This is a genomic window from Nonomuraea sediminis (assembly GCF_018531495.1).
Taxonomy (GTDB): domain Bacteria; phylum Actinomycetota; class Actinomycetes; order Streptosporangiales; family Streptosporangiaceae; genus Nonomuraea; species Nonomuraea sediminis.
In genome coordinates this window covers 363,245-380,153 of record NZ_JAHDTI010000013.1, presented here as the reverse complement: position 1 = coordinate 380,153, position 16,909 = coordinate 363,245, and the positions used below count along the sequence as shown (strand labels likewise).

Annotated in this window: 20 protein-coding genes and 1 tRNA gene; 1 reads left to right on the top strand and 20 read right to left on the bottom strand. The window is 69.4% G+C overall.

Going from position 1 to position 16,909, the window contains the following annotated elements; all coding sequences use genetic code 11:
- Nucleotides 1-614: 614 nt before the first annotated feature.
- The 11 genes from KIK09_RS44070 to KIK09_RS44020 form a co-directional block, all read right to left on the bottom strand.
- Nucleotides 615-1,112 (bottom strand): hypothetical protein, encoded by a 498-nt coding sequence (locus KIK09_RS44070; RefSeq protein WP_308164680.1) that lies wholly within the window; start codon nt 1,110-1,112, stop codon nt 615-617.
- Nucleotides 1,109-1,618 (bottom strand): Rv1363c family protein, encoded by a 510-nt coding sequence (locus KIK09_RS44065; RefSeq protein WP_214325469.1) that lies wholly within the window; start codon nt 1,616-1,618, stop codon nt 1,109-1,111. The genes KIK09_RS44070 and KIK09_RS44065 overlap by 4 nt, the downstream gene beginning before the upstream one ends.
- A complete protein-coding gene (locus KIK09_RS44060) occupies nt 1,582-2,787 on the bottom strand; it encodes an MCE family protein (RefSeq protein WP_214325468.1) in 1,206 nt (401 codons plus the stop codon). Before KIK09_RS44060 ends, KIK09_RS44065 begins: the two co-directional genes overlap by 37 nt.
- Entirely contained in the window at nt 2,784-3,734 is a 951-nt protein-coding gene (locus KIK09_RS44055) for an MCE family protein (RefSeq protein ID WP_214325467.1), read from the bottom strand. The genes KIK09_RS44060 and KIK09_RS44055 overlap by 4 nt, the downstream gene beginning before the upstream one ends.
- Nucleotides 3,731-4,720 carry an MCE family protein gene (locus KIK09_RS44050; protein WP_214325466.1) on the bottom strand — a complete coding sequence of 330 codons (990 nt, stop codon included), beginning with the start codon at nt 4,718-4,720 and terminating at the stop codon, nt 3,731-3,733. Before KIK09_RS44050 ends, KIK09_RS44055 begins: the two co-directional genes overlap by 4 nt.
- Complete coding sequence (locus KIK09_RS44045) at nt 4,711-5,703, bottom strand: MCE family protein (RefSeq protein ID WP_214325465.1); 993 nt, start codon at nt 5,701-5,703, stop codon at nt 4,711-4,713. Before KIK09_RS44045 ends, KIK09_RS44050 begins: the two co-directional genes overlap by 10 nt.
- Nucleotides 5,700-6,761 carry an MCE family protein gene (locus KIK09_RS44040; RefSeq protein ID WP_214325464.1) on the bottom strand — a complete coding sequence of 354 codons (1,062 nt, stop codon included), beginning with the start codon at nt 6,759-6,761 and terminating at the stop codon, nt 5,700-5,702. The genes KIK09_RS44045 and KIK09_RS44040 overlap by 4 nt, the downstream gene beginning before the upstream one ends.
- The gene (locus KIK09_RS44035; protein ID WP_214325463.1) at nt 6,758-7,537 is read right to left on the bottom strand and encodes an MlaE family ABC transporter permease; all 780 of its coding nucleotides are present in this window, start codon (nt 7,535-7,537) and stop codon (nt 6,758-6,760) included. The genes KIK09_RS44040 and KIK09_RS44035 overlap by 4 nt, the downstream gene beginning before the upstream one ends.
- Nucleotides 7,534-8,280, bottom strand: coding sequence for an MlaE family ABC transporter permease (locus KIK09_RS44030; protein ID WP_214325462.1), 747 nt, complete (start codon nt 8,278-8,280; stop codon nt 7,534-7,536). The genes KIK09_RS44035 and KIK09_RS44030 overlap by 4 nt, the downstream gene beginning before the upstream one ends.
- Nucleotides 8,281-8,351: 71 nt before the next feature.
- Nucleotides 8,352-9,353, bottom strand: a complete 1,002-nt coding sequence (locus KIK09_RS44025) for an ABC transporter ATP-binding protein (RefSeq protein WP_214325461.1) — start codon at nt 9,351-9,353, stop codon at nt 8,352-8,354.
- A gap of 103 nt (nt 9,354-9,456) precedes the next feature.
- A complete protein-coding gene (locus tag KIK09_RS44020) occupies nt 9,457-10,017 on the bottom strand; it encodes a TetR/AcrR family transcriptional regulator (protein WP_214325460.1) in 561 nt (186 codons plus the stop codon).
- A gap of 85 nt (nt 10,018-10,102) precedes the next feature.
- Between KIK09_RS44020 and KIK09_RS44015 the strand changes: the two genes are divergently transcribed.
- Nucleotides 10,103-10,489 (top strand): nuclear transport factor 2 family protein, encoded by a 387-nt coding sequence (locus KIK09_RS44015; protein ID WP_214325459.1) that lies wholly within the window; start codon nt 10,103-10,105, stop codon nt 10,487-10,489.
- A gap of 8 nt (nt 10,490-10,497) precedes the next feature.
- Here the strand turns inward: KIK09_RS44015 and KIK09_RS44010 are convergent, their stop codons facing one another.
- The 9 genes from KIK09_RS44010 to KIK09_RS43970 form a co-directional block, all read right to left on the bottom strand.
- Nucleotides 10,498-11,325, bottom strand: a complete 828-nt coding sequence (locus KIK09_RS44010) for a mannosyltransferase YkcB-related protein (protein WP_214325458.1) — start codon at nt 11,323-11,325, stop codon at nt 10,498-10,500.
- Nucleotides 11,326-11,441: 116 nt separating this feature from the next.
- Nucleotides 11,442-11,834 (bottom strand): 50S ribosomal protein L7/L12, encoded by a 393-nt coding sequence (gene rplL, locus KIK09_RS44005; RefSeq protein ID WP_214325457.1) that lies wholly within the window; start codon nt 11,832-11,834, stop codon nt 11,442-11,444.
- Nucleotides 11,835-11,903: 69 nt separating this feature from the next.
- On the bottom strand, nt 11,904-12,428 hold the full coding sequence (rplJ, locus tag KIK09_RS44000; RefSeq protein WP_214325456.1) for a 50S ribosomal protein L10: 525 nt from the start codon (nt 12,426-12,428) through the stop codon (nt 11,904-11,906).
- Between the two features lie 378 nt (nt 12,429-12,806).
- A complete protein-coding gene (locus KIK09_RS43995) occupies nt 12,807-13,712 on the bottom strand; it encodes an SCO4651 family lipoprotein (protein WP_250574697.1) in 906 nt (301 codons plus the stop codon).
- Between the two features lie 529 nt (nt 13,713-14,241).
- Nucleotides 14,242-14,961: a 50S ribosomal protein L1 gene (gene rplA / locus KIK09_RS43990; RefSeq protein WP_214325455.1), complete on the bottom strand. Its 720-nt coding sequence runs from the start codon at nt 14,959-14,961 to the stop codon at nt 14,242-14,244.
- A gap of 60 nt (nt 14,962-15,021) precedes the next feature.
- On the bottom strand, nt 15,022-15,453 hold the full coding sequence (gene rplK, locus KIK09_RS43985) for a 50S ribosomal protein L11 (RefSeq protein WP_214325454.1): 432 nt from the start codon (nt 15,451-15,453) through the stop codon (nt 15,022-15,024).
- A 106-nt stretch (nt 15,454-15,559) separates the two neighbouring features.
- Nucleotides 15,560-16,309 carry a transcription termination/antitermination protein NusG gene (gene nusG / locus KIK09_RS43980; protein ID WP_214325453.1) on the bottom strand — a complete coding sequence of 250 codons (750 nt, stop codon included), beginning with the start codon at nt 16,307-16,309 and terminating at the stop codon, nt 15,560-15,562.
- A gap of 66 nt (nt 16,310-16,375) precedes the next feature.
- The gene (gene secE, locus KIK09_RS43975) at nt 16,376-16,624 is read right to left on the bottom strand and encodes a preprotein translocase subunit SecE (RefSeq protein ID WP_214325452.1); all 249 of its coding nucleotides are present in this window, start codon (nt 16,622-16,624) and stop codon (nt 16,376-16,378) included.
- A gap of 76 nt (nt 16,625-16,700) precedes the next feature.
- A tRNA-Trp gene (locus KIK09_RS43970) sits at nt 16,701-16,773 on the bottom strand.
- Nucleotides 16,774-16,909: the final 136 nt, after the last annotated feature.

Here is a 16,909-nt window from a genome sequence, read left to right as displayed (position 1 = left end):
GCCCGGCCTGCTGAGCCGCCTCGACCCGGGCCTTCCACTTCTCGTTGCCCAGCAACCAGTCGAACGACTCGGTTTGCAGAGCAAGAAGGTCAGGAACTTCGAGGGGCTCCTGGATACGCGCGAAAGACACGCGACGGGGACCGGCGGGTACGGCGGAGGCGTTGCGCGAGGCTGCCAACAGATGTCCTTCCGAGGGCTCGCGGCGGACTGACTACACGCACGCCAAACAACCTCGCAACGTGAGCAAGCATCGCGGGTCGTCAAAGGGCAGCGCAAAGAGGCAGTGTAGCCGAACGGCACACGCCTGTCCACTCCGCACTCGATGCATGCTCCACGTTGGTCGCAGCATCGCCCGTTCGAGCGCAAACGTCAAGCCCGCAAGGCCGACTTTCCGCCGACTCGAGGCCCGGACGCTGGGTTTTCTCCCCTGCGTGATCGGACGCCTACCGTCAGGCCCAAGACGATACCCGCGAACGGGGACGGTTAACGCTCCGTCACACCGAGGGTCGAACCCGTGCCGACAACCGGTGCAGCAGTGACTGGGGTACCCCTGTCATGGGGTTCGCTAAACCCGATTTTTGATAACAATTGAACTTCGCGGCGCGCCCGAGCCCTCAGGCGGTCCCCAGCAAGGTGGACAGATCCTCCACCAGCCAGTGCGAATCCTTGTTGATCATAACGAGCTTCGCCCGGTTCTGGCTCACCTGCTGCTGCGGCTCAGCCTTGCCGGGCACCTGCTTGACGGTACCCATGTTCACGAACAGGAGAACCTCGACGCGCCCAGGCTCTGCGTGCATGACGGCGGCGCCCGCCACGGCGGCGGTCTGGACCGTCTTCTCGGCCCTGGCCTTGGCCACCAGCGTGCCCGACAGCTGCCTGTAGTGCTCGGCCAGCGCGCCGGTGGTGTGCTCGCCCGCCCTGGCCAGGTCCTGCTCGATCGTGCGGTAGTCGTAGGACAGCAGGTCGGGCGCGATCGTACGGGCGGCGGCCACGGCCTCGGTGCCTGCCGCCTCGCCCGCCCGCATGCCCCGCAGATCGAACCACATGACGCCGACCCCGGCGGCCAGCGCGAGGGCGATCATGGTCAGGACGGCGACCACGACGGATCTCACGAGATCTGCACCGCCTTCGACACCAGCCAGACGCCGCCCACCTTGGTCAGGTCCATCTGCCAGCGGTAGAAGCGCTCGGGGGCGGGCGTGCTGGTCCCGTTGGTGCCCTCCCAGTGGATGTCGGCGTCGGCCACGACCAGGACCCGCGCCGAGTCGCCCGACAGCGACACCACCCCTGTGGCGCGCAGCACGCCCTGCTGCACCACCTTGTTGGCGACCGTGGTCTCCTTGAGCCTGCCCGCCAGCGAGGCGTACTCGGCCCTGGCGGGGCCCGTGGAGGTGGCCAGGATGCGCGCCACGTCCGCGTCGACGGTGCGGTAGTTGAGCGACAGCACGTCGACGGCGTGGGTGCCGGCCGCCGCCAGCGCGGCCTGCCGGTCGTCGGCCCTGGCCTGCTCGTCGCGCTCCTGGACGCCGACCCAGAAGCCCGCCGCAGACAGCAGCGCGATCAGCACGGACAGCACCGGGATCAGGATCCGAGCGGGCCCCGCAGCAATGCCTGCCACGTCTGCTCACCCCCTCCCTGACCGGTCGCCGGATCATAACCCGCCAGCCACCGCTCCAGCCCGGGAATGGTCGGAGGATCCAGGGCAGGAGGCGCGTTGCGCGAGCCGCGCACGCCGGTCGCGCTGTCCTTGGGCTCCTTGCAGGAGGTGTGCAGGTCGGCCGGCTTGGTCCGGACGTCCTGCGGGTAGCGGCGGCGGACCCGCTCGTAGCCGCGCTCGCACGGCGGCGGCACGTTGATGTTGAGGTCGAGCCCGAAGTGGAGCCCGTCGGGCCGCACGACGGAGAACGCCGCGGCGACCCCGGCCGGGTAGCCGATCAGCAGTTGCCGCAGCGCGGGCACGCGGGCGGAGGCCGTCCGTCCGCCGACGATCAGGTTGGTCAGCAGCGGTCGCAGGTTCGGCGACACGCCGTCCACCAGCCGGGCGACCGAGCGCGCCGTTCGAGGCGTCCTGTCGATGACCCGCGCCAGGTCGGGGGTGCCCTGGCGGAGCGAGTCGGTGAGCGAGGCCAGGTCCTTGGCGAACGATCTGAGCGACCCGCCCGAGGCGCGCTGCGTGTCGAGCACCTTCTCCCCGTCGCGCAGCACGGTCACGGTCTCGGGGAGGACGTCCTGCGCCTCGGCCAGCAGCCGGTCGCCGTCGTCGATGAGGCGGCCGAGCCGCGGTCCCGAGCCGCCGAACGCCTTGTCCAGCTCCGTCACCACGGTCTCGACGTCGCGCGGGTCGACGGAGGCCAGCAGCCGGTCGGTGTCGCCGAGGAGCCTGTCGGTGGTGATCGGCAGCCGCGTGCGCGCCTGCGGGATCACGTCCCCGTCACGCAGGTACGGCCGGGCCGTACCGGAAGGCAGCAGGTCGAGGTACTGCTCGCCCACGCCGGAGCGGTTGGCGACGACGGCGAGCAGCCCCTGGGCGGGGACGGGCGCGTCGGGGCGCAGGCGCAGCACGGCGCGCACACCGCCGTCGGCGAGCCGGAGGCGCTCGACCCGGCCGATCTCGACGCCGCGGTAGGTGACCTCGGCGTTCTCGAACAGGCCGCCGGTGTCGGCGAGGCGGACGGTCACGCGGTAGGCGGGTTCGAAGACGTCGGCGCCCACGCGGGCGTACTTGACGAGGGTGTAGGTGGTGGCCACGACGCTGATGAGCGCGAAGGCCAGCAGTCGCAGCCTCACCGGCGGCCTCCGGTGAGGTCGACGGTCACGTCGGCGTTGCCGTAGTCGCCCTTGAGCAGCGTGGAGACCGAGCCTGGGAAGGGGAAGGTGAGCGCGGTCGACAGCTCCTTGGCGATGCTGGTCCTGGCCTTGTCGAGGTTGGTGAGCAGCTCGCGCAGGCGGGCGAGGTCGGCCAGCGTGTCGTCGCCCGAGCGGGTGACGACGCGGGTGGCGGTGCGGCCGAGCCTGTCGAGGCTGCCGAGCATGCGCGTCAGGTCCTCGCGCTGGCGCCTGAGCTGCTTGACGGCGGGGCCGATCTCGGTGGCCACGGCGGCGATCGTGGCCCGCTGGCCGGAGAGCGTGGCGGTCAGCCTGTCGAGGTGGCCGATCAGGCGGACGATGTCGCCCTTGGAGCCGTCGAGCCCCGCGGCGAAGGTGTCGAGCCTGCGCAGCAGGTCGCGCAGCTTGCCGGCGCGGCCGTTCAGGACGTTGCCGAGTTCGGTGTTGATGGTGGCCAGCTGGTCCAGACCGCCGCCGTTGACCAGCAGCGACGCGGCAGCCAGCACCTGCTCGACCTCGGCGGTCTGGGTGGTGCGGGCCAGCGGGATGCGTCCGGCGAGCCTGCCCTGCCCCGCGGGCTCGAGCTTGACGAACTTCTCCCCCAGCAGGCTGGTCTGCGAGATCGCCGCGGTGGTCAGCGCGGGGAGCGCGACGTCGCCGCGGACCGCGCACACCACCTCGGCCCGCCACGAATCGGCGAGCTCGACCGCGGTGGCCTTGCCGACGGTGACGTCGTTGACCTTGCACAGCGACTGCGGGACCAGGTCGAGCGCGTCGGCGAACTCGATCGTCACCTGGTAGGGCCGCTCCCCCAGGTCGGCGCCGCCCGGCAGCGGCAGCGAGGAGGCGCCTTCGAAGCCGCAGCCGGGCAGGGTGAGCAGGATCCCGAGCGTGAGCAGCCGTCTCATCGGGCGAGGCCTCCCAGCGTGAAGTCGGGCGTCTGGACCGAGGCGGGCACGGGCAGCAGGTTCTGGATGATCGAGTCGAACCAGCGCCCGTTGCCGATGGCGTCGGTGAACTGGCGGGTGAACGGCCCCAGCAGGGTCAGGGAGCGGTCCAGGCTGTCCTCGTTGCGGCGCAGGATCGCGGTGAAGGAGCGCAGCTGCCGCAGCGCGGGCTTGAGCCTGGCCCTGTCCTCGCCGATCAGCCCGTCGATCTGCCGCGACAGCGCGACGGTGTTCACCAGCAGGCCGTGGACGACGGCCCGGCGGGCGGCGATCTCGCGCAGCACGAGGTCGCCGTCCCCGATGACGGCGCGCAGGTCCTCGTCGCGGCTCGCGATCAGCCCGGTGACCGTGCGGGCGTGCCGTACGAGCTCGTGCAGCCTGTCGTCGCGCGCGGCGATCGTCCTGGACAGGCGGCCGAGCCCGGCCAGCGAGGACCTGATCTCGGGGGCTGAGGTGTCGACGGTCTGCGCGAGCACCTTCATCGCCGACTCCAGGCCCTTGGTGTCGATGCTCGCCGCCGCCTGCGACAGGTCCGCCACGGCCGGCACGATCTCGTACGGCACGGCGGTCCGCGACACCGGGATCTCCGTGCGCAGCGTCCCGGACCCGTGGGGTTCGAGCATGACGTAGTGGGAGCCGAGCAGGGTGCGGATCTTGATCTCGGCCCGGGTGAGCGTGCCGAGCCGGACGTCGTCGCCGAGGCGCATGTCCACCCGGACATGGTCGCCCTCCAGGTCCACGCGGGTGACCTCGCCGACCTTGACGCCGGCGACCATGACCTCCTCCTTCTCGCGCAGCCCCGCCGACTCGGCGAACGCGGCCGAGTACGTGGCGCCGATCGGCAGGTCGCCGACCGTGAGCGCGACGACGACCAGGGCGAGCGTGACCGCCAGGGCGGCGACGGCCAGCCGGACGGGGTCGCGGCGGCGGAACGGGGTCAGCGGCATCGCGCGCTCCCGTTGACGATCTTCGGGGTGGTGACGGGGCCCGACCTGATCTGCAGCGAGCACAGGTAGAAGTTGAACCAGGAGCCGTAGGAGACAGCCCTGACGAGCTGGTTGAGCCGTCCTGGGACGTCCTTGAGCGTGCGGTCGATCAGCTCGTTGCGGTCGTTGAGCGCCTTGAGGAAGCTCTCGGAGTGTTCCAGGTCGGCCTTGACATCGGGTCTGGCCCGTTCGAGGAACGAGGCGGTGACGCCGGTGAGCCTGTCGAGCGTGGTGAGGGAGTCACCGATGGCCTTCCTGTCGCCGGCCAGGCCGCCGACCAGCGCGCGCAGGTCCGAGATGAGCCTGCCGTACTCGTCCTCGCGTCCGGCGATCTCGCCGAGGACCGTGTCGAGGTTGCCGATGACACGGCCGATCACCGCGTCGCGGTCGGCGAGCGTGCCGGTGAGCGAGGCGATGTGGCCGAGCAGGCTGTCGACCGTGCCGCCCTCGCCCTGCAGGACCTGGACGATCTGCCAGCTGAGCCGGTTGACGTCGGCGGGGCGGATGGCGCGCAGCAGCGGTCTGAAGCCGTTGAACAGCGCGGTGACGTCGAGGGCGGGGCGGGTGTCGGTGATGCGGTCGCCTGGGGCCAGCAGGCCGGGCGCGCCCGCGCCGGTGGACAGGGCCAGGTAGCGGTCGCCGACCAGGTCGCGCCAGCGGATGGCGGCCATGGTGGCACGCGGCAGGCGGGTGCGTTCGCGGACGGAGAAGGACACCTCCGCCTTGTCGCCCGCCAGGCGCACGCCCTCGACGCGGCCGACGCGCACGCCGGCGATCCGCACGTCGTCGCCGGAGCGCAGGCCGCCGGCGTCGGTGAACAGGGCCAGGTACACGGTGGTGGCGGCGAACTGGGCGCCGGAGATCGTGATCGCGAGCACGGCCACGCACAGGCTGGTGACCAGTGCGAACGCGGCCAGCTTGAGCGCCGGTTTGAGCGTCGTCATCGCAGCATCAGCCCCGCCAGTTCCTGGGTTCCGTCGTCGAAGTGGATCTGGGGGAACGGGATCGGCGGGTGGTCGGGCAGGCCGTAGCAACGCGGGCCGCGGGTGTCGGCGTAACGCGGGGTGTCCTGGCCGGGGCGGTACGGCGGGACCGGCTTGACGATCTCCAGGACGGTCTTGAGCCTGCCGCTGCCGAAGGCGTCGTCGAGCAACGGGTGGAGGCGTTCCAGGCCCTGGAAGACGCAGGCGATGCCGGGCGAGTAGCGCGCGGTCACGGTCAGGGCGGGGCGGGCCACGTGCGGGAGCCCGATGAGGCCGAGTTCGTTGTCCGCCAGCAGGGTCTGCGTCTTGCCTGCCGTCGCCGTGACGCGTGCCGCGGCGCGGTCGATCTTCGCGCGTCGGCCGGTGATCACCCTGCTCAGTGCCGCCGTGTTGGCGACGGTGCGGAGCAGGTCGGGGGCGGCCTCGCCGTACAGGGCGGTGACGTCGGCGAGCTTGGCGAGGTCGCGCCTGATCGTCGGCAGGTACGGCTGGAGCCCGGCGAGGTAGGCGTCGGCCCGCTCGAGCGTGTCGCCGAGCCTGGCGCCGCGGCCGTCGAGCGCGGTGGCCAGCGCGTCGAGCGTGGAGTTGATCCGCTCGGGGTGGACGGCGCGCAGCCGGGGCAGGAGGCGGTCGAGCACCTGGGTGGTCTCGACGGCCTGCGCGGAGGCCGTGATCGTGTCGCCGTCACTGAGCGGGGTCGTGGGGTGCGCGGGCGGGACCAGGTCGACGTACTTCTCGCCGAACAGGGTCTTGGGGACCAGCCTGGCCGTCGAGGCGCGGTCGACGGGCTGGTCCAGGGCCAGGGTGATCTCGGCGCCCGCGGCGGTGGCCCTGAGCGCGGAGACCTCGCCGACGACCACCCCGTGCACCTTGACGTCGGCCCTGGGCCCGAGCTGCAGCCCCGCCCGCGGCACCGCCAGCGTGACGCTGGTCGCCCGGGAGAAGACCCCCTGGTACGCGCCGACGGTGACCGCCACGAACGCGGCCATGATCAGCACCAGTGCGAGGCCGTATCTCATCCGGCCAGCCTCACGGTCGTCGTGGTGCCCCAGATGGCCAGGCCGAGCAGCACGTTGGCGATGTTGACGGTCACCAGCACGGCCCGTACGGCACGGCCGACCGCGACCCCCACTCCGGCGGGACCGCCGGTGGCGTGGAAGCCGTAGTAGCAGTGGATCAGGATGACCAGCACCGCGAAGACCATCACCTTGCCGAAGGACCACAGCACGTCGTAGGGCACCAGGAACAGGCCGAAGTAGTGGTCGTAGGTCCCTGTCGACTGGGCGTAGAAGACCGTCGTGATCAGCCGGGTGGCGATGTAGGAGGCCAGCAGCCCGAGCACGTACAGCGGCATCACGGCGACGAACCCGGCGATCAGCCGCGTGGTGACCAGGAAGGGCACGGACGGCACGGCCATCACCTCGAGCGCGTCGACCTCGTCGCTGATCCGCATGGCGCCGAGCTGGGCGGTGAAGCCGGAGCCCACGGTCGCCGACAGGCCGATCGCGGCCACGATCGGGGCGATCTCGCGGGTGTTGACGTAGCTCGACAGGAAGCCGGTGAAGGCGGAGGTGCCGATCTGGTCGAGCGCGGTGTAGCCCTGCAGGCCGACCTCGGTGCCGGTGAAGAACGTCATGAACGCGACGATCGCCATCGTGCCGCCGATGACGGCCAGCCCGCCGGTGCCGAGGCTCACCTCGCCCAGCAGTCTGAGCACCTCGGTCCGGTAGCCCATGGCCCTGGGCAGCGACCTCAGAGCCTTGGCGTAGAACTCTCCCTGCTTGTTGAGGCTCATCCGGCCACCAGCTGGTTGTAGACGGTGCTGATGAGGAAGTTCTCGGCGAAGAGCACCATCGCGGTGAACACCACGGTCTGGTTGACCGCGTCGCCGACGCCCTTGGGGCCTCCGCCCGCGCTGAGCCCCTTGTAGGCGGCGATCAGGCCCGCCGACAGCCCGAACGCGAACGCCTTGACCTCCGCCACCCACAGGTCGGACAGCTGGGCCAGGGCGTTGAACGACTGCAGGTACGAGCCGGGCGAGCCGCCCTGGGCCACGACGTTGAACAGGTAGCTGGCCACCAGCCCCACGGTCGTGACCAGCCCGTTGAGGAACGGCGCGACGAAGGCACAGGCCGCCACCCTGGGCACGACCAGGCGGTGCAGCGGATCGATGCCGAGCACCTCCAGCGCGTCGATCTCCTCGCGGATCTTGCGCGCGCCCAGGTCGGCGCAGATGGCGCTGCCCGCCGCGCCCGCGATCATCAGAGCGGTGACGACGGGGCTTGCCTCACGCACGATGCCGAGCACGGCCGTCGCGCCGGTGAAGGACTGGGCGCCGAACTGGCGGATCAGGTTGCCGGCCTGCAGCGCGAGCACCGCGCCGAACGGGATGGCCACCAGGGCGGTGGGCAGCGCGCTGACGCTGACGATGAACCAGGCCTGCCGCACGAACTCGCGCCAGTGGAAGGGACGGCGGGGCGCCACCCTGAGCGTGTCGAGGGACATGGCGACGAAGCGTCCCGCCTCTTCGATCACCATTCGTCACGCTCCATGAGCGGAGAGTAGTGGCTTAAGGCCGCAAAAAAGGGCTTCTTGGCTTTTGTCATGATCTACCTGACGCCGTTGAGATGGGCGTTGAGCAGCCGGGGGTACTCCTCCAGCCAGTTGCGCCCGCGATCGTCCACGAACGAGCCCGCGGGCGGGATGACGCCGTTGGCCGCCAGCCACTCCCCCGGCCGGCGCTGGCCGTCACGCAGGCGGTTGCCCGTCGGCATGAGCTGCGGCGGGATCGGCGGCAGCGCGCCGGGGTCGTGACCGAGCTGGGCCTCGGCCTCCAGCTCGGAGATGTCCTTCTCCTCCGACATGCCGATCGGGCCGTGCCTGCGGGCGTTGAGGAACTGCCGCACCACCGGCTCCTCGCTCGACAGCAGCATCTCGCGCGGCCCGAACATCACCAGCCCGCGCCTGAACAGCAGCCCGATGTTGTCGGGCACCGTGCGCGCGGTGTTGATGTCGTGGGTGACGATGAGGAACGTGGCGCCCGTCTCGGTGGTGATGTCGACGAAGAGCTGGCTGAGGAAGGCGGTACGGACGGGGTCGAGGCCGGAGTCGGGCTCGTCGACCAGGATGATCTCGGGGTCGAGCACCAACGCCCTGGCCAGGCCCGCCCGCTTGCGCATGCCGCCGGAGATCTCGCCGGGCAGCTTGCCCTCCGCGCCGACCAGGCCCACCAGCTCGATGTTCTCCATCACGATCTGGCGGATCTGCGACTCGGACTTCTTGGTGTGCTCGCGCAGCGGGAAGGCGATGTTGTCGTACAGGCTCAGCGAGCCGAACAGCGCCCCGTCCTGGAACAGCACGCCGAACAGGCGGCGCAGCTCATAGAGCTTGTTCTCGCTGCAGTTGGCCAGGTCGTGGCCGTCGATCCAGATGTGGCCGCGGTCGGGCCGCAGCAGGCCCACCAGGGTCTTCAGGAAGACCGACTTGCCCGTGCCGGACGGGCCGAGCAGCACCGAGATCTCGCCCGCGGGCAGCGTCAGCGCGACGTCCTCCCAGATGACCTGCCGACCGAACGATTTGGTCAACCCTTCGACCACGACCTCGACGCCCACTGGTCACCTTCCGTGGCTGACGGTAGCGTGACGGACACTTTACTTAGTGATGGGCATCACAGTAACGGGCTTCCCTGGAATTGGAACAAATTCTAATAACTTGTTACTGGCCAGTTATGGTGAGCGCCCGCAGGGCGGGGCGCAGAACCCGGGCGATGTCCTCGGGCTCGGCCTCGCGCAGCGCGTCCAGTTCGAGCAGTTGGTGGCCCACGGTCACGCCCAGCATGATCGACGTCACCAGCGCGGCGCGCAGCCGGGCGTCGTCGGTCTTGACCAGGCCCGCGATCCGGTCGATCTGCCCGTTGAGCGACTCGCGGGCCGAGACCGCCGCCTCCGGGTGGGTGAGCATGGAGCGCATCATCGCCAGCGTGCTCTGCGGCAGCTCGCCCATCTTCAGCCCGATCGTGGCCAGGACGTGTTCGACGATCTCGTCGGGTTCCGCGTGCTCGGGGAGTACGGGGGTGACCTTGACGGCCTTGGAGAACAGCTCCTGCTTGCTGCCGAAGTACTGCATGACGAGCGCGGGGTCGATCTCGGCCGCCGCGGCCACGGCCCTGATCGTGGTCCGCTCGAACCCGCGCTCGGCGAACAGGCGCCTGGCCTCGTCCAGGATCCGGGCCTCCGTCCTGCGCCTGCGCTCGGCCCGCGGGAGTCGATCGTCCACGCTGCCGACTCTACAGCCGTTGACTGTTTGCCGGGCTTCGCTCTACGCTCGTTGAGTCAACATCCGTTGAGTGAAGGGCTTTCGCATGTCCGAGATCCTGCAGAGGTTTCATGACGCGATGCGGCACAAGTCGGCCGACGAACTGGCCGACCTCTACGCCGAGGACGGCGTCCACGAGTTCCCCTTCGGCGGCTTGCCGGCCTACGAGGGCCGCGAGGCCGTCCGCGCCGGCTACACGGCCTCCTGGGGCGCCTCGCCCGCCGAGGTGAAGGACGTGGAGCTGGTCGAGCTGCACCACACGACCGATCCGTCGGTGGTGGTCGCCCGCCACCGGACCGTCGTCACGGTGAACGGCAAGGAGTTCACGATCCCCGGGTTGCTCATCATCCAGACCCGCGACGGGCGGATCACCCGCACGCAGGACTTCATGGACGCCACCGCCATCGCCGCCATGCGCTCCGCCGCCGCCTAGCCGTACGGCTACCGCCGCGCGGTCAGGTCGTAGAGGGTCACGCCGTCAACCGTGACCGGGGTGTAGGCGCCGGCCACCCAGGCGGAGATCCTGGCGGCCTGGCCGTCGCCGGTCATGCCGGAGCCGATGAAGTAGTGGATCCTGCCCTCGGCCACGTAGCGCTGGAACCGCTCGAGGGTGGGCGCGGGGTCGGTGCCGTTGAAGCCGCCCACAGCCATCACCGGGGCGCCGGTGGCCAGCTGGTACCCGGCGGCGTTGTTCGATCCCACGGTGGCCGCAGCCCAGGTGTAGCGCGCCGCGTCCGTCTCCAGCAGCGCGGTCACCTGGGCTCCCGGCGTGGCGGCGCCCAGCAGGCCGCCCATCCGGCCCCGCATCCCGCTCCGGCCCTGCCCGTCGACCGCGAACCCGGCCCGCCCACGACCCGGCTGACCGCCACCCGGCTGTCCCATGCCCGGCTGACCGGCGCCCGGTGGGGGCTGACCGGGGCCGAAAGCGCCACGGGGGCCGAAGCCGGGGCCGCCCCGGCCCGTGCTCGGGCCCGCCGTGGGGATCGCGCCGGTATGTGGGGTCGCGGCCGTGTCCACCGCGTACGCCGAGGGACCGCCGAGCCCGGCCACGATCGCGACGGCCGCCGCGACGCCCACGCCCCACCCCACGCGTCGCGTGATCGCGTTCGCCGCGTCGGAGGAGCCGAAGAAGAACGCCTTCCAGCTCTGGCTGCCCGCCTGCACGGCGGCGGAGTAGAACGGGTTCGCCCACCCGGAGGCCGACAGCCCCCACAGATAGAGGATCGCGGTGCCCAGCAGCAGCACGACCAACGCCCAACGTGACTTCACGCCCCGCACGCTAGGCATCCGGTCTTAGACCGGGATGAGAACCACCTGAAAACGAAAAAGGCAGCCACACCCGGCACCTGGGTGTGACCGCCTTTTCGAAAGCAGCAGCGTGAAAGTTACTTCACGGTGACGGTGGCGCCGGCGCCCTCGAGGGCAGCCTTGGCCTTCTCCGCCTGCTCCTTGTTGACCTTGCCGTCGAAGACCGGCTTCGGAGCGCCGTCGACCAGGTCCTTGGCCTCCTTGAGGCCCAGGGACGTCAGGGCGCGGATCTCCTTGATGACCTGGATCTTCTTGTCGCCGGCAGCCTCGAGGATGACGTCGAACTCGTCCTGCTCCTCAACGGCCTCGGCGGCCGGAGCAGCGCCACCCGGGGCAGCGGCGGCAACCGCGACGGGGGCGGCGGCCTTGACGTCGAAGACCTCTTCGAACTGCTTCACGAACTCGGAAAGCTCGAGGAGGGTCATCTCCTTGAACGCGTCGAGCAGCTCGTCGGTGCTGAGCTTCGCCATTGTGGTTTCCTCCGTATGGATCTTGCAAAAACTAGGAACGGGACCGCGGGATATGCGGCAACCCCCGTGCTACTCGCCCGCCTCGTCGCGCTTGGCGCGGAGGGCCTCGGCCAGCTGGGCCATTTGGGTCGGCAGCGCGGCGAACATCGCGGCAGCAGCGCTCTGCTTCGCCTTGAGCGCGCCGGCGAGCTTCGCGAGGAGAACCTCACGGGACTCGAGGTCGGCGAGCTTGGTGATCGCGGCGGCGTCGAGGGTCTTGCCCTCCAGCACGCCGCCCTTGATCACCAGGAGGGGGTTGGCCTTGGCGAAGTCACGCAGACCCTTGGCCGCCTCGACGACGTCGCCCTTGACGAAGGCGACGGCGGTCGGGCCGACCAGCAGCGAGTCGAGACCGGTCAGGCCGGCCTCATTCGCGGCGATCTTGGTCAGGGTGTTCTTCGCCACGGCGAAATTCGCATTCCCACCGAGAGCAACGCGCAGCTGCTTGAGCTGAGCGACGGTGAGACCGCGGTACTCGGTCAGAACGGCGGCGCTGCTGCCTTCGAACTCGCTCTTGAGCTCGGCAACCGCTGTCGCCTTATCCGCCCTCGCCATGGGCCTCCTTCCAGATGTGCCACCGGCGAAGGCCCAGACATGAAAACGGCCCCGGCGCAGGCGCACGGGGCTTCACGCACACGGCAGAACCATGTGGAAAAACTCGCATCACCTACGCGGGCCGCCCACATGAGTGGGTCCTTCGGTCGCCAGGCCTTTGGGCACCTGACGACGACCGGCGGTCTTCGGCAAAGTCAAGAGTACGGCCTCCGCTCCCGGAAACCAAATCCACGTCCGTACGGCAGGCCACCCCACCCCCCGCCCGCCGTACTCCGGCCGAGGGCCCCCGACCGGCGCTCGCGGCGAGTCGGTGACGCTCACCCGCCGCAACGGCGCGCGGGAGCCACCTGGAGCGGCTCCCATGCGCGCCCGTCAGCGTCAGCTCTGGGCAGGCGACGGCGTGGCGGTCTCGGCGGGCGAGGCCGTGTCCGACGGAGTGGCGTCCGACTGGGTGGACTGCTCGTCGGCGGGGCCGTGGTTGGGCAGGTCGCCCACCTGGTCGGCCGGCGGCGTCTGGATGTTCACCGGCTCGTTGAAGCCCTTGAAGAACAGGGTGGCGTCCAGCGTGGACCCGTCCTTCGAGCCGTTCAGCGCCAGCTTGCGCGGCAGCCCGTCGGAGCCGACCCAGATGTCGAACTTGACGTCCTTGAGGTCGCCCACGTTCTCCTTGGCCTGCTCCTGCTTGTCGGCGGGCAGCAGCTGCACGGCCGCGTCGGTGGGGAACGTCCCGCTGTAGTGCGTGGTGTCCTCGCCGTTGACGCTCTCGGTGCCGACCGACTTGACGTCCTTGGAGGCCGTGACCATCTTCGTCACGCTCGCCAGGTCGAACTGCTGGATCTGGTCCAGGTACTGCTTGACCTGGCTCGGCTGGCCGACCTCGGTCAGCGGCACCTTGATCCACGGCTTGGTCGCGCCGAGCATCTGGTTGAGCGCCTCGACCTTGACGTAGACGGTGTCACCCTGCAGGACCGCGTGCACGCCACCCGGCACGCTCCTGCCCTCCATGGCGAGCGTGTCGAGCGTGAGGTCGACGCCCAGCGGGTCGCGCTGGTAGAGCATCTTCCCCTGGACCTTGCCCTGGCCGTCCTGGGCGTCGTTCACGTTGGCGACCGCGTCCACGGTGTAGCTGTTGACCTCCTGGGTCTTCTGCGCGGCCTGCGCGAGGACCTCCGAGGCTGCGAGATTGACCTGGATGGGCTGCGCGTTCGATCCACAACCGGCCACCGCGATCATGGCAGCGGCGCCCGTTGCGACGGCGGCGAGAGTAATCCTGCGCTTCAGCATGCTTTCGACCCTACGTAGCGGATGTCGGCATCGGGCGCACTTCCCGTGCAGATTCAGGGTAAACGCCAGGGTTATCCCTGAGCCGAAACCAGACACACCACCTACCAAGGGATATCCATCAGGTAATAGGTCCATACCTGACCATTCGCCGCCCGGCGTTCACTAACCACGCTCTTGAACCGCGCCGGGGTCAGCGAGAAGGTGTACGGCGGTCATCCGGCGCCAGGTACGGCGGGCCAGGAGAACCGTAGCGCCGGGGTCGGCGAGAAGCTGTACGGCCGTCGTCCGGCGCCAGGTACGGCGGGCCAGGAGGACCGTGGCGCCCGGCTGCCGAAGCGCCGTGGCGGCGAGCAACCGTCACCGACTCGCCGGAAGCGCCGGGCACGGGCCCGCAACCGAAGTACGGCGGGCGGCCGGTGGCGGCGGCTCGCCATACAACAGCCTCTTGCCGCACGACAGCCGAACTTGCCGCACGGCAACCAAAAAGGCCCCCGCCGAGAAAACGGCGAGGGCCTTGATGAAGGAAGAACTACGCGTCGAGCTCGGCGGTGAGGCCGCGGGTCGCGTTCGGGTCGACCGGGACGCCGGGGCCCATGGTGGTGGAGAAGGTGACCTTCTTCACGTAACGGCCCTTGGCGGCCGACGGCTTGAGACGCAGCACCTCGTCCAGCGCGGCAGCGTAGTTCTCGACGAGCTTGCGCTCGTCGAACGACGTCTTGCCGATGATGAAGTGCAGGTTGGCCTGCCGGTCGGTGCGGAACTCGATCTTGCCGCCCTTGATCTCGGTGACGGCCCTGGCGACGTCAGGGGTCACCGTGCCCGTCTTCGGGTTCGGCATGAGGCCGCGCGGACCGAGGACCCGGCCCAGGCGACCGACCTTGCCCATGAGGTCGGGGGTGGCCACGACGGCGTCGAACTCGTTGAGGCGGTTGCCCTTGCTGATCTCGTCGATCAGCTCGTCGGCGCCGATGATGTCGGCGCCGGCCTCGCGGGCGGCCTCGGCACGGTCACCGGTCGCGAAGACCAGGACCCGGGCGGTCTTACCGGTGCCGTGCGGAAGGTTGACGGTGCCGCGCACGATCTGGTCGGCCTTGCGGGGGTCGACGCCCAGCCGGAGCGCCACCTCGACGGTCGCGTCGAACTTGGTGGTCGTCGTCTCCTTGGCCAGCTTGACGGCCTCGACAGGGCTGTACAGCTTGTCGCGGTCGACCTTGGCGACCGCGTCCTTGTGCGCCTTGCTGCGCTTCATCTCAGTCTCCTTGTGGTACGGCGGGCCAGCGCTGGCCCTCCCACGGATTTCGGAAAGGTCTTACTCGGCGACGGTGATGCCCATCGACCGGGCGGTGCCGGCGATGATCTTCTCGGCCGCCTCGATGTCGTTGGCGTTCAGGTCCGGCATCTTGGTCTCGGCGATGCTGCGGAGCTGCTCGCGGGTGAGCTTGCCGACCTTGTCCTTGTGCGGGACCGCGCTGCCCTTGTCGAGGCCCAGGGCCTTCTTGATCAGCTCAGGCGCCGGGGGCGTCTTCGTGATGAAGGTGAAGCTGCGGTCTTCGAAGATGGTGATCTCGACGGGGATGATGTTGCCCCGCTGAGCCTCCGTCGCAGCGTTGTACTGCTTGACGAAGTCCATGATGTTGACGCCGTGCGGACCGAGGGCGGTACCGACGGGCGGGGCCGGGGTGGCCTGGCCAGCGGGAAGCTGAACCTTGACCAGCGCGGCAATCTTCTTCTTCGGAGGCATTTTTCCTACTCCGGGTCCGGATGGATGATTGCGTCCGACGGATGGAGCCGGACACGTCGGATGGCCGCCCTTCGCGAGAGACGGCCACCGAACGACTCAGTGTATGTCAGATCTTGGAGACCTGGTTAAACGACAGCTCGACCGGCGTCTCGCGGCCGAAGATCGAAACCAGCACCTTGAGCTTCTGCGACTCGGGGCTGATCTCGCTGACCGAGGCGGGCAGGGTGGCGAACGGACCGTCCATGACCGTGACGGACTCGCCGATCTCGAACTCGACGGTCGGTCCGGCCGAGGTCTTGGCCGCGGCCTTCTTGCTCTCCTCGGTGGGTTCTGGTGCCAGCAGCTTGGCGACCTCGTCCAGGCTCAGCGGCGACGGCTTGTTGGACAGGCCCACGAAACCGGTCACGCCGGGCGTGTTACGCACGGCGGCCCAGGACTCGTCGGTCAGCTCCATGCGCACCAGCACATAGCCGGGCAGCACGCGCTCCTTGACCGGGACCTTCTTGCCGCTCTTGAACTCCTGGACGGTGTGCGTGGGCACCTCGACCTGGTAGATGTAGTCCTCCATGTTGAGCGAGACGTTCCTGCTCTCGATGTTGGACTTCACGCGGTTCTCGTAACCGGCGTAGGAGTGGATGACATACCACTCGCCTTCGAGACCGCGCAGCGACTGCTTGAACTCCTCCACCGGGTCGACGTCAGGCTGGAGGTCACCATCCTCGGCTTCCGCCTCGCCTTCCGCGACGGCGGGAGCCTCGTCGGCGACGTCGCTCTCCACGACATCTTCGACGGACTCTTCCGGCTCGGCGTCCCACTCCTCGCGGGGCTCGTCCGCCGGTACTGAAGACTCGGACACGGTGACTTTTCCTCTTTCGTCGAATCGGACGGCGACTCCGTCAGGTTACGCCCCGCCGGGTTCTGGTCAGGATCCGCCGAAGACCTTGAGAACCACCCAGCCGAGCGCGCTGTCGAACCCGTACACGACCGCGACCATGATCAGCACGAATACCAGAACGACCGTGGTGTAAGTGATGAGATCCTTGCGTGTCGGCCAGATGACCTTACGCAGCTCAGTGACGACCTGCCGGTAGAAAAGGGCAGGCGAAGTACGCTTCTTCTTCTCGCCACCACTAGGCTTGCCTGCGGTCTCGCCGCGCGTGTCGATCGCCACAGTCCTCACCTGATCTGTCGTATCCAACGCAGTTTGCGGCGCGCTTACACGCCAATTATTGCGCGGACCGCACTCGCAGGGCACGAGGGACTCGAACCCCCAACCGCCGGTTTTGGAGACCGGTGCGCTACCAATTGCGCCAGTGCCCTATGTCGCCAACCACGATACCCTGATCGGCTCACTGCATGGACCGAACCGCGACTCGACATGCGGTGTACGACCAGGCGAAAGTGTACGGGGGAATGACCGGTTCGTCGAACCAGAACCTGATCGCCCAGGTCACGT

Excerpts from the sequence above, each read along its gene's own strand:
- KIK09_RS44055 (WP_214325467.1), bottom strand. The coding sequence starts at position 3,734 with ATGAGACGGCTGCTCACGCTCGGGATCCTGCTCACCCTGCCCGGCTGC.
- KIK09_RS44050 (WP_214325466.1), bottom strand. The coding sequence starts at position 4,720 with ATGCCGCTGACCCCGTTCCGCCGCCGCGACCCCGTCCGGCTGGCCGTC.
- KIK09_RS44045 (WP_214325465.1), bottom strand. The coding sequence starts at position 5,703 with ATGACGACGCTCAAACCGGCGCTCAAGCTGGCCGCGTTCGCACTGGTC.
- KIK09_RS44040 (WP_214325464.1), bottom strand. The coding sequence starts at position 6,761 with ATGAGATACGGCCTCGCACTGGTGCTGATCATGGCCGCGTTCGTGGCG.
- KIK09_RS44035 (WP_214325463.1), bottom strand. The coding sequence starts at position 7,537 with ATGAGCCTCAACAAGCAGGGAGAGTTCTACGCCAAGGCTCTGAGGTCG.
- KIK09_RS44030 (WP_214325462.1), bottom strand. The coding sequence starts at position 8,280 with ATGGTGATCGAAGAGGCGGGACGCTTCGTCGCCATGTCCCTCGACACG.
- KIK09_RS44015 (WP_214325459.1), top strand. The coding sequence starts at position 10,103 with ATGTCCGAGATCCTGCAGAGGTTTCATGACGCGATGCGGCACAAGTCG.
- rplL (WP_214325457.1), bottom strand. The coding sequence starts at position 11,834 with ATGGCGAAGCTCAGCACCGACGAGCTGCTCGACGCGTTCAAGGAGATG.
- rplJ (WP_214325456.1), bottom strand. The coding sequence starts at position 12,428 with ATGGCGAGGGCGGATAAGGCGACAGCGGTTGCCGAGCTCAAGAGCGAG.
- KIK09_RS43995 (WP_250574697.1), bottom strand. The coding sequence starts at position 13,712 with ATGCTGAAGCGCAGGATTACTCTCGCCGCCGTCGCAACGGGCGCCGCT.
- rplA (WP_214325455.1), bottom strand. The coding sequence starts at position 14,961 with ATGAAGCGCAGCAAGGCGCACAAGGACGCGGTCGCCAAGGTCGACCGC.
- rplK (WP_214325454.1), bottom strand. The coding sequence starts at position 15,453 with ATGCCTCCGAAGAAGAAGATTGCCGCGCTGGTCAAGGTTCAGCTTCCC.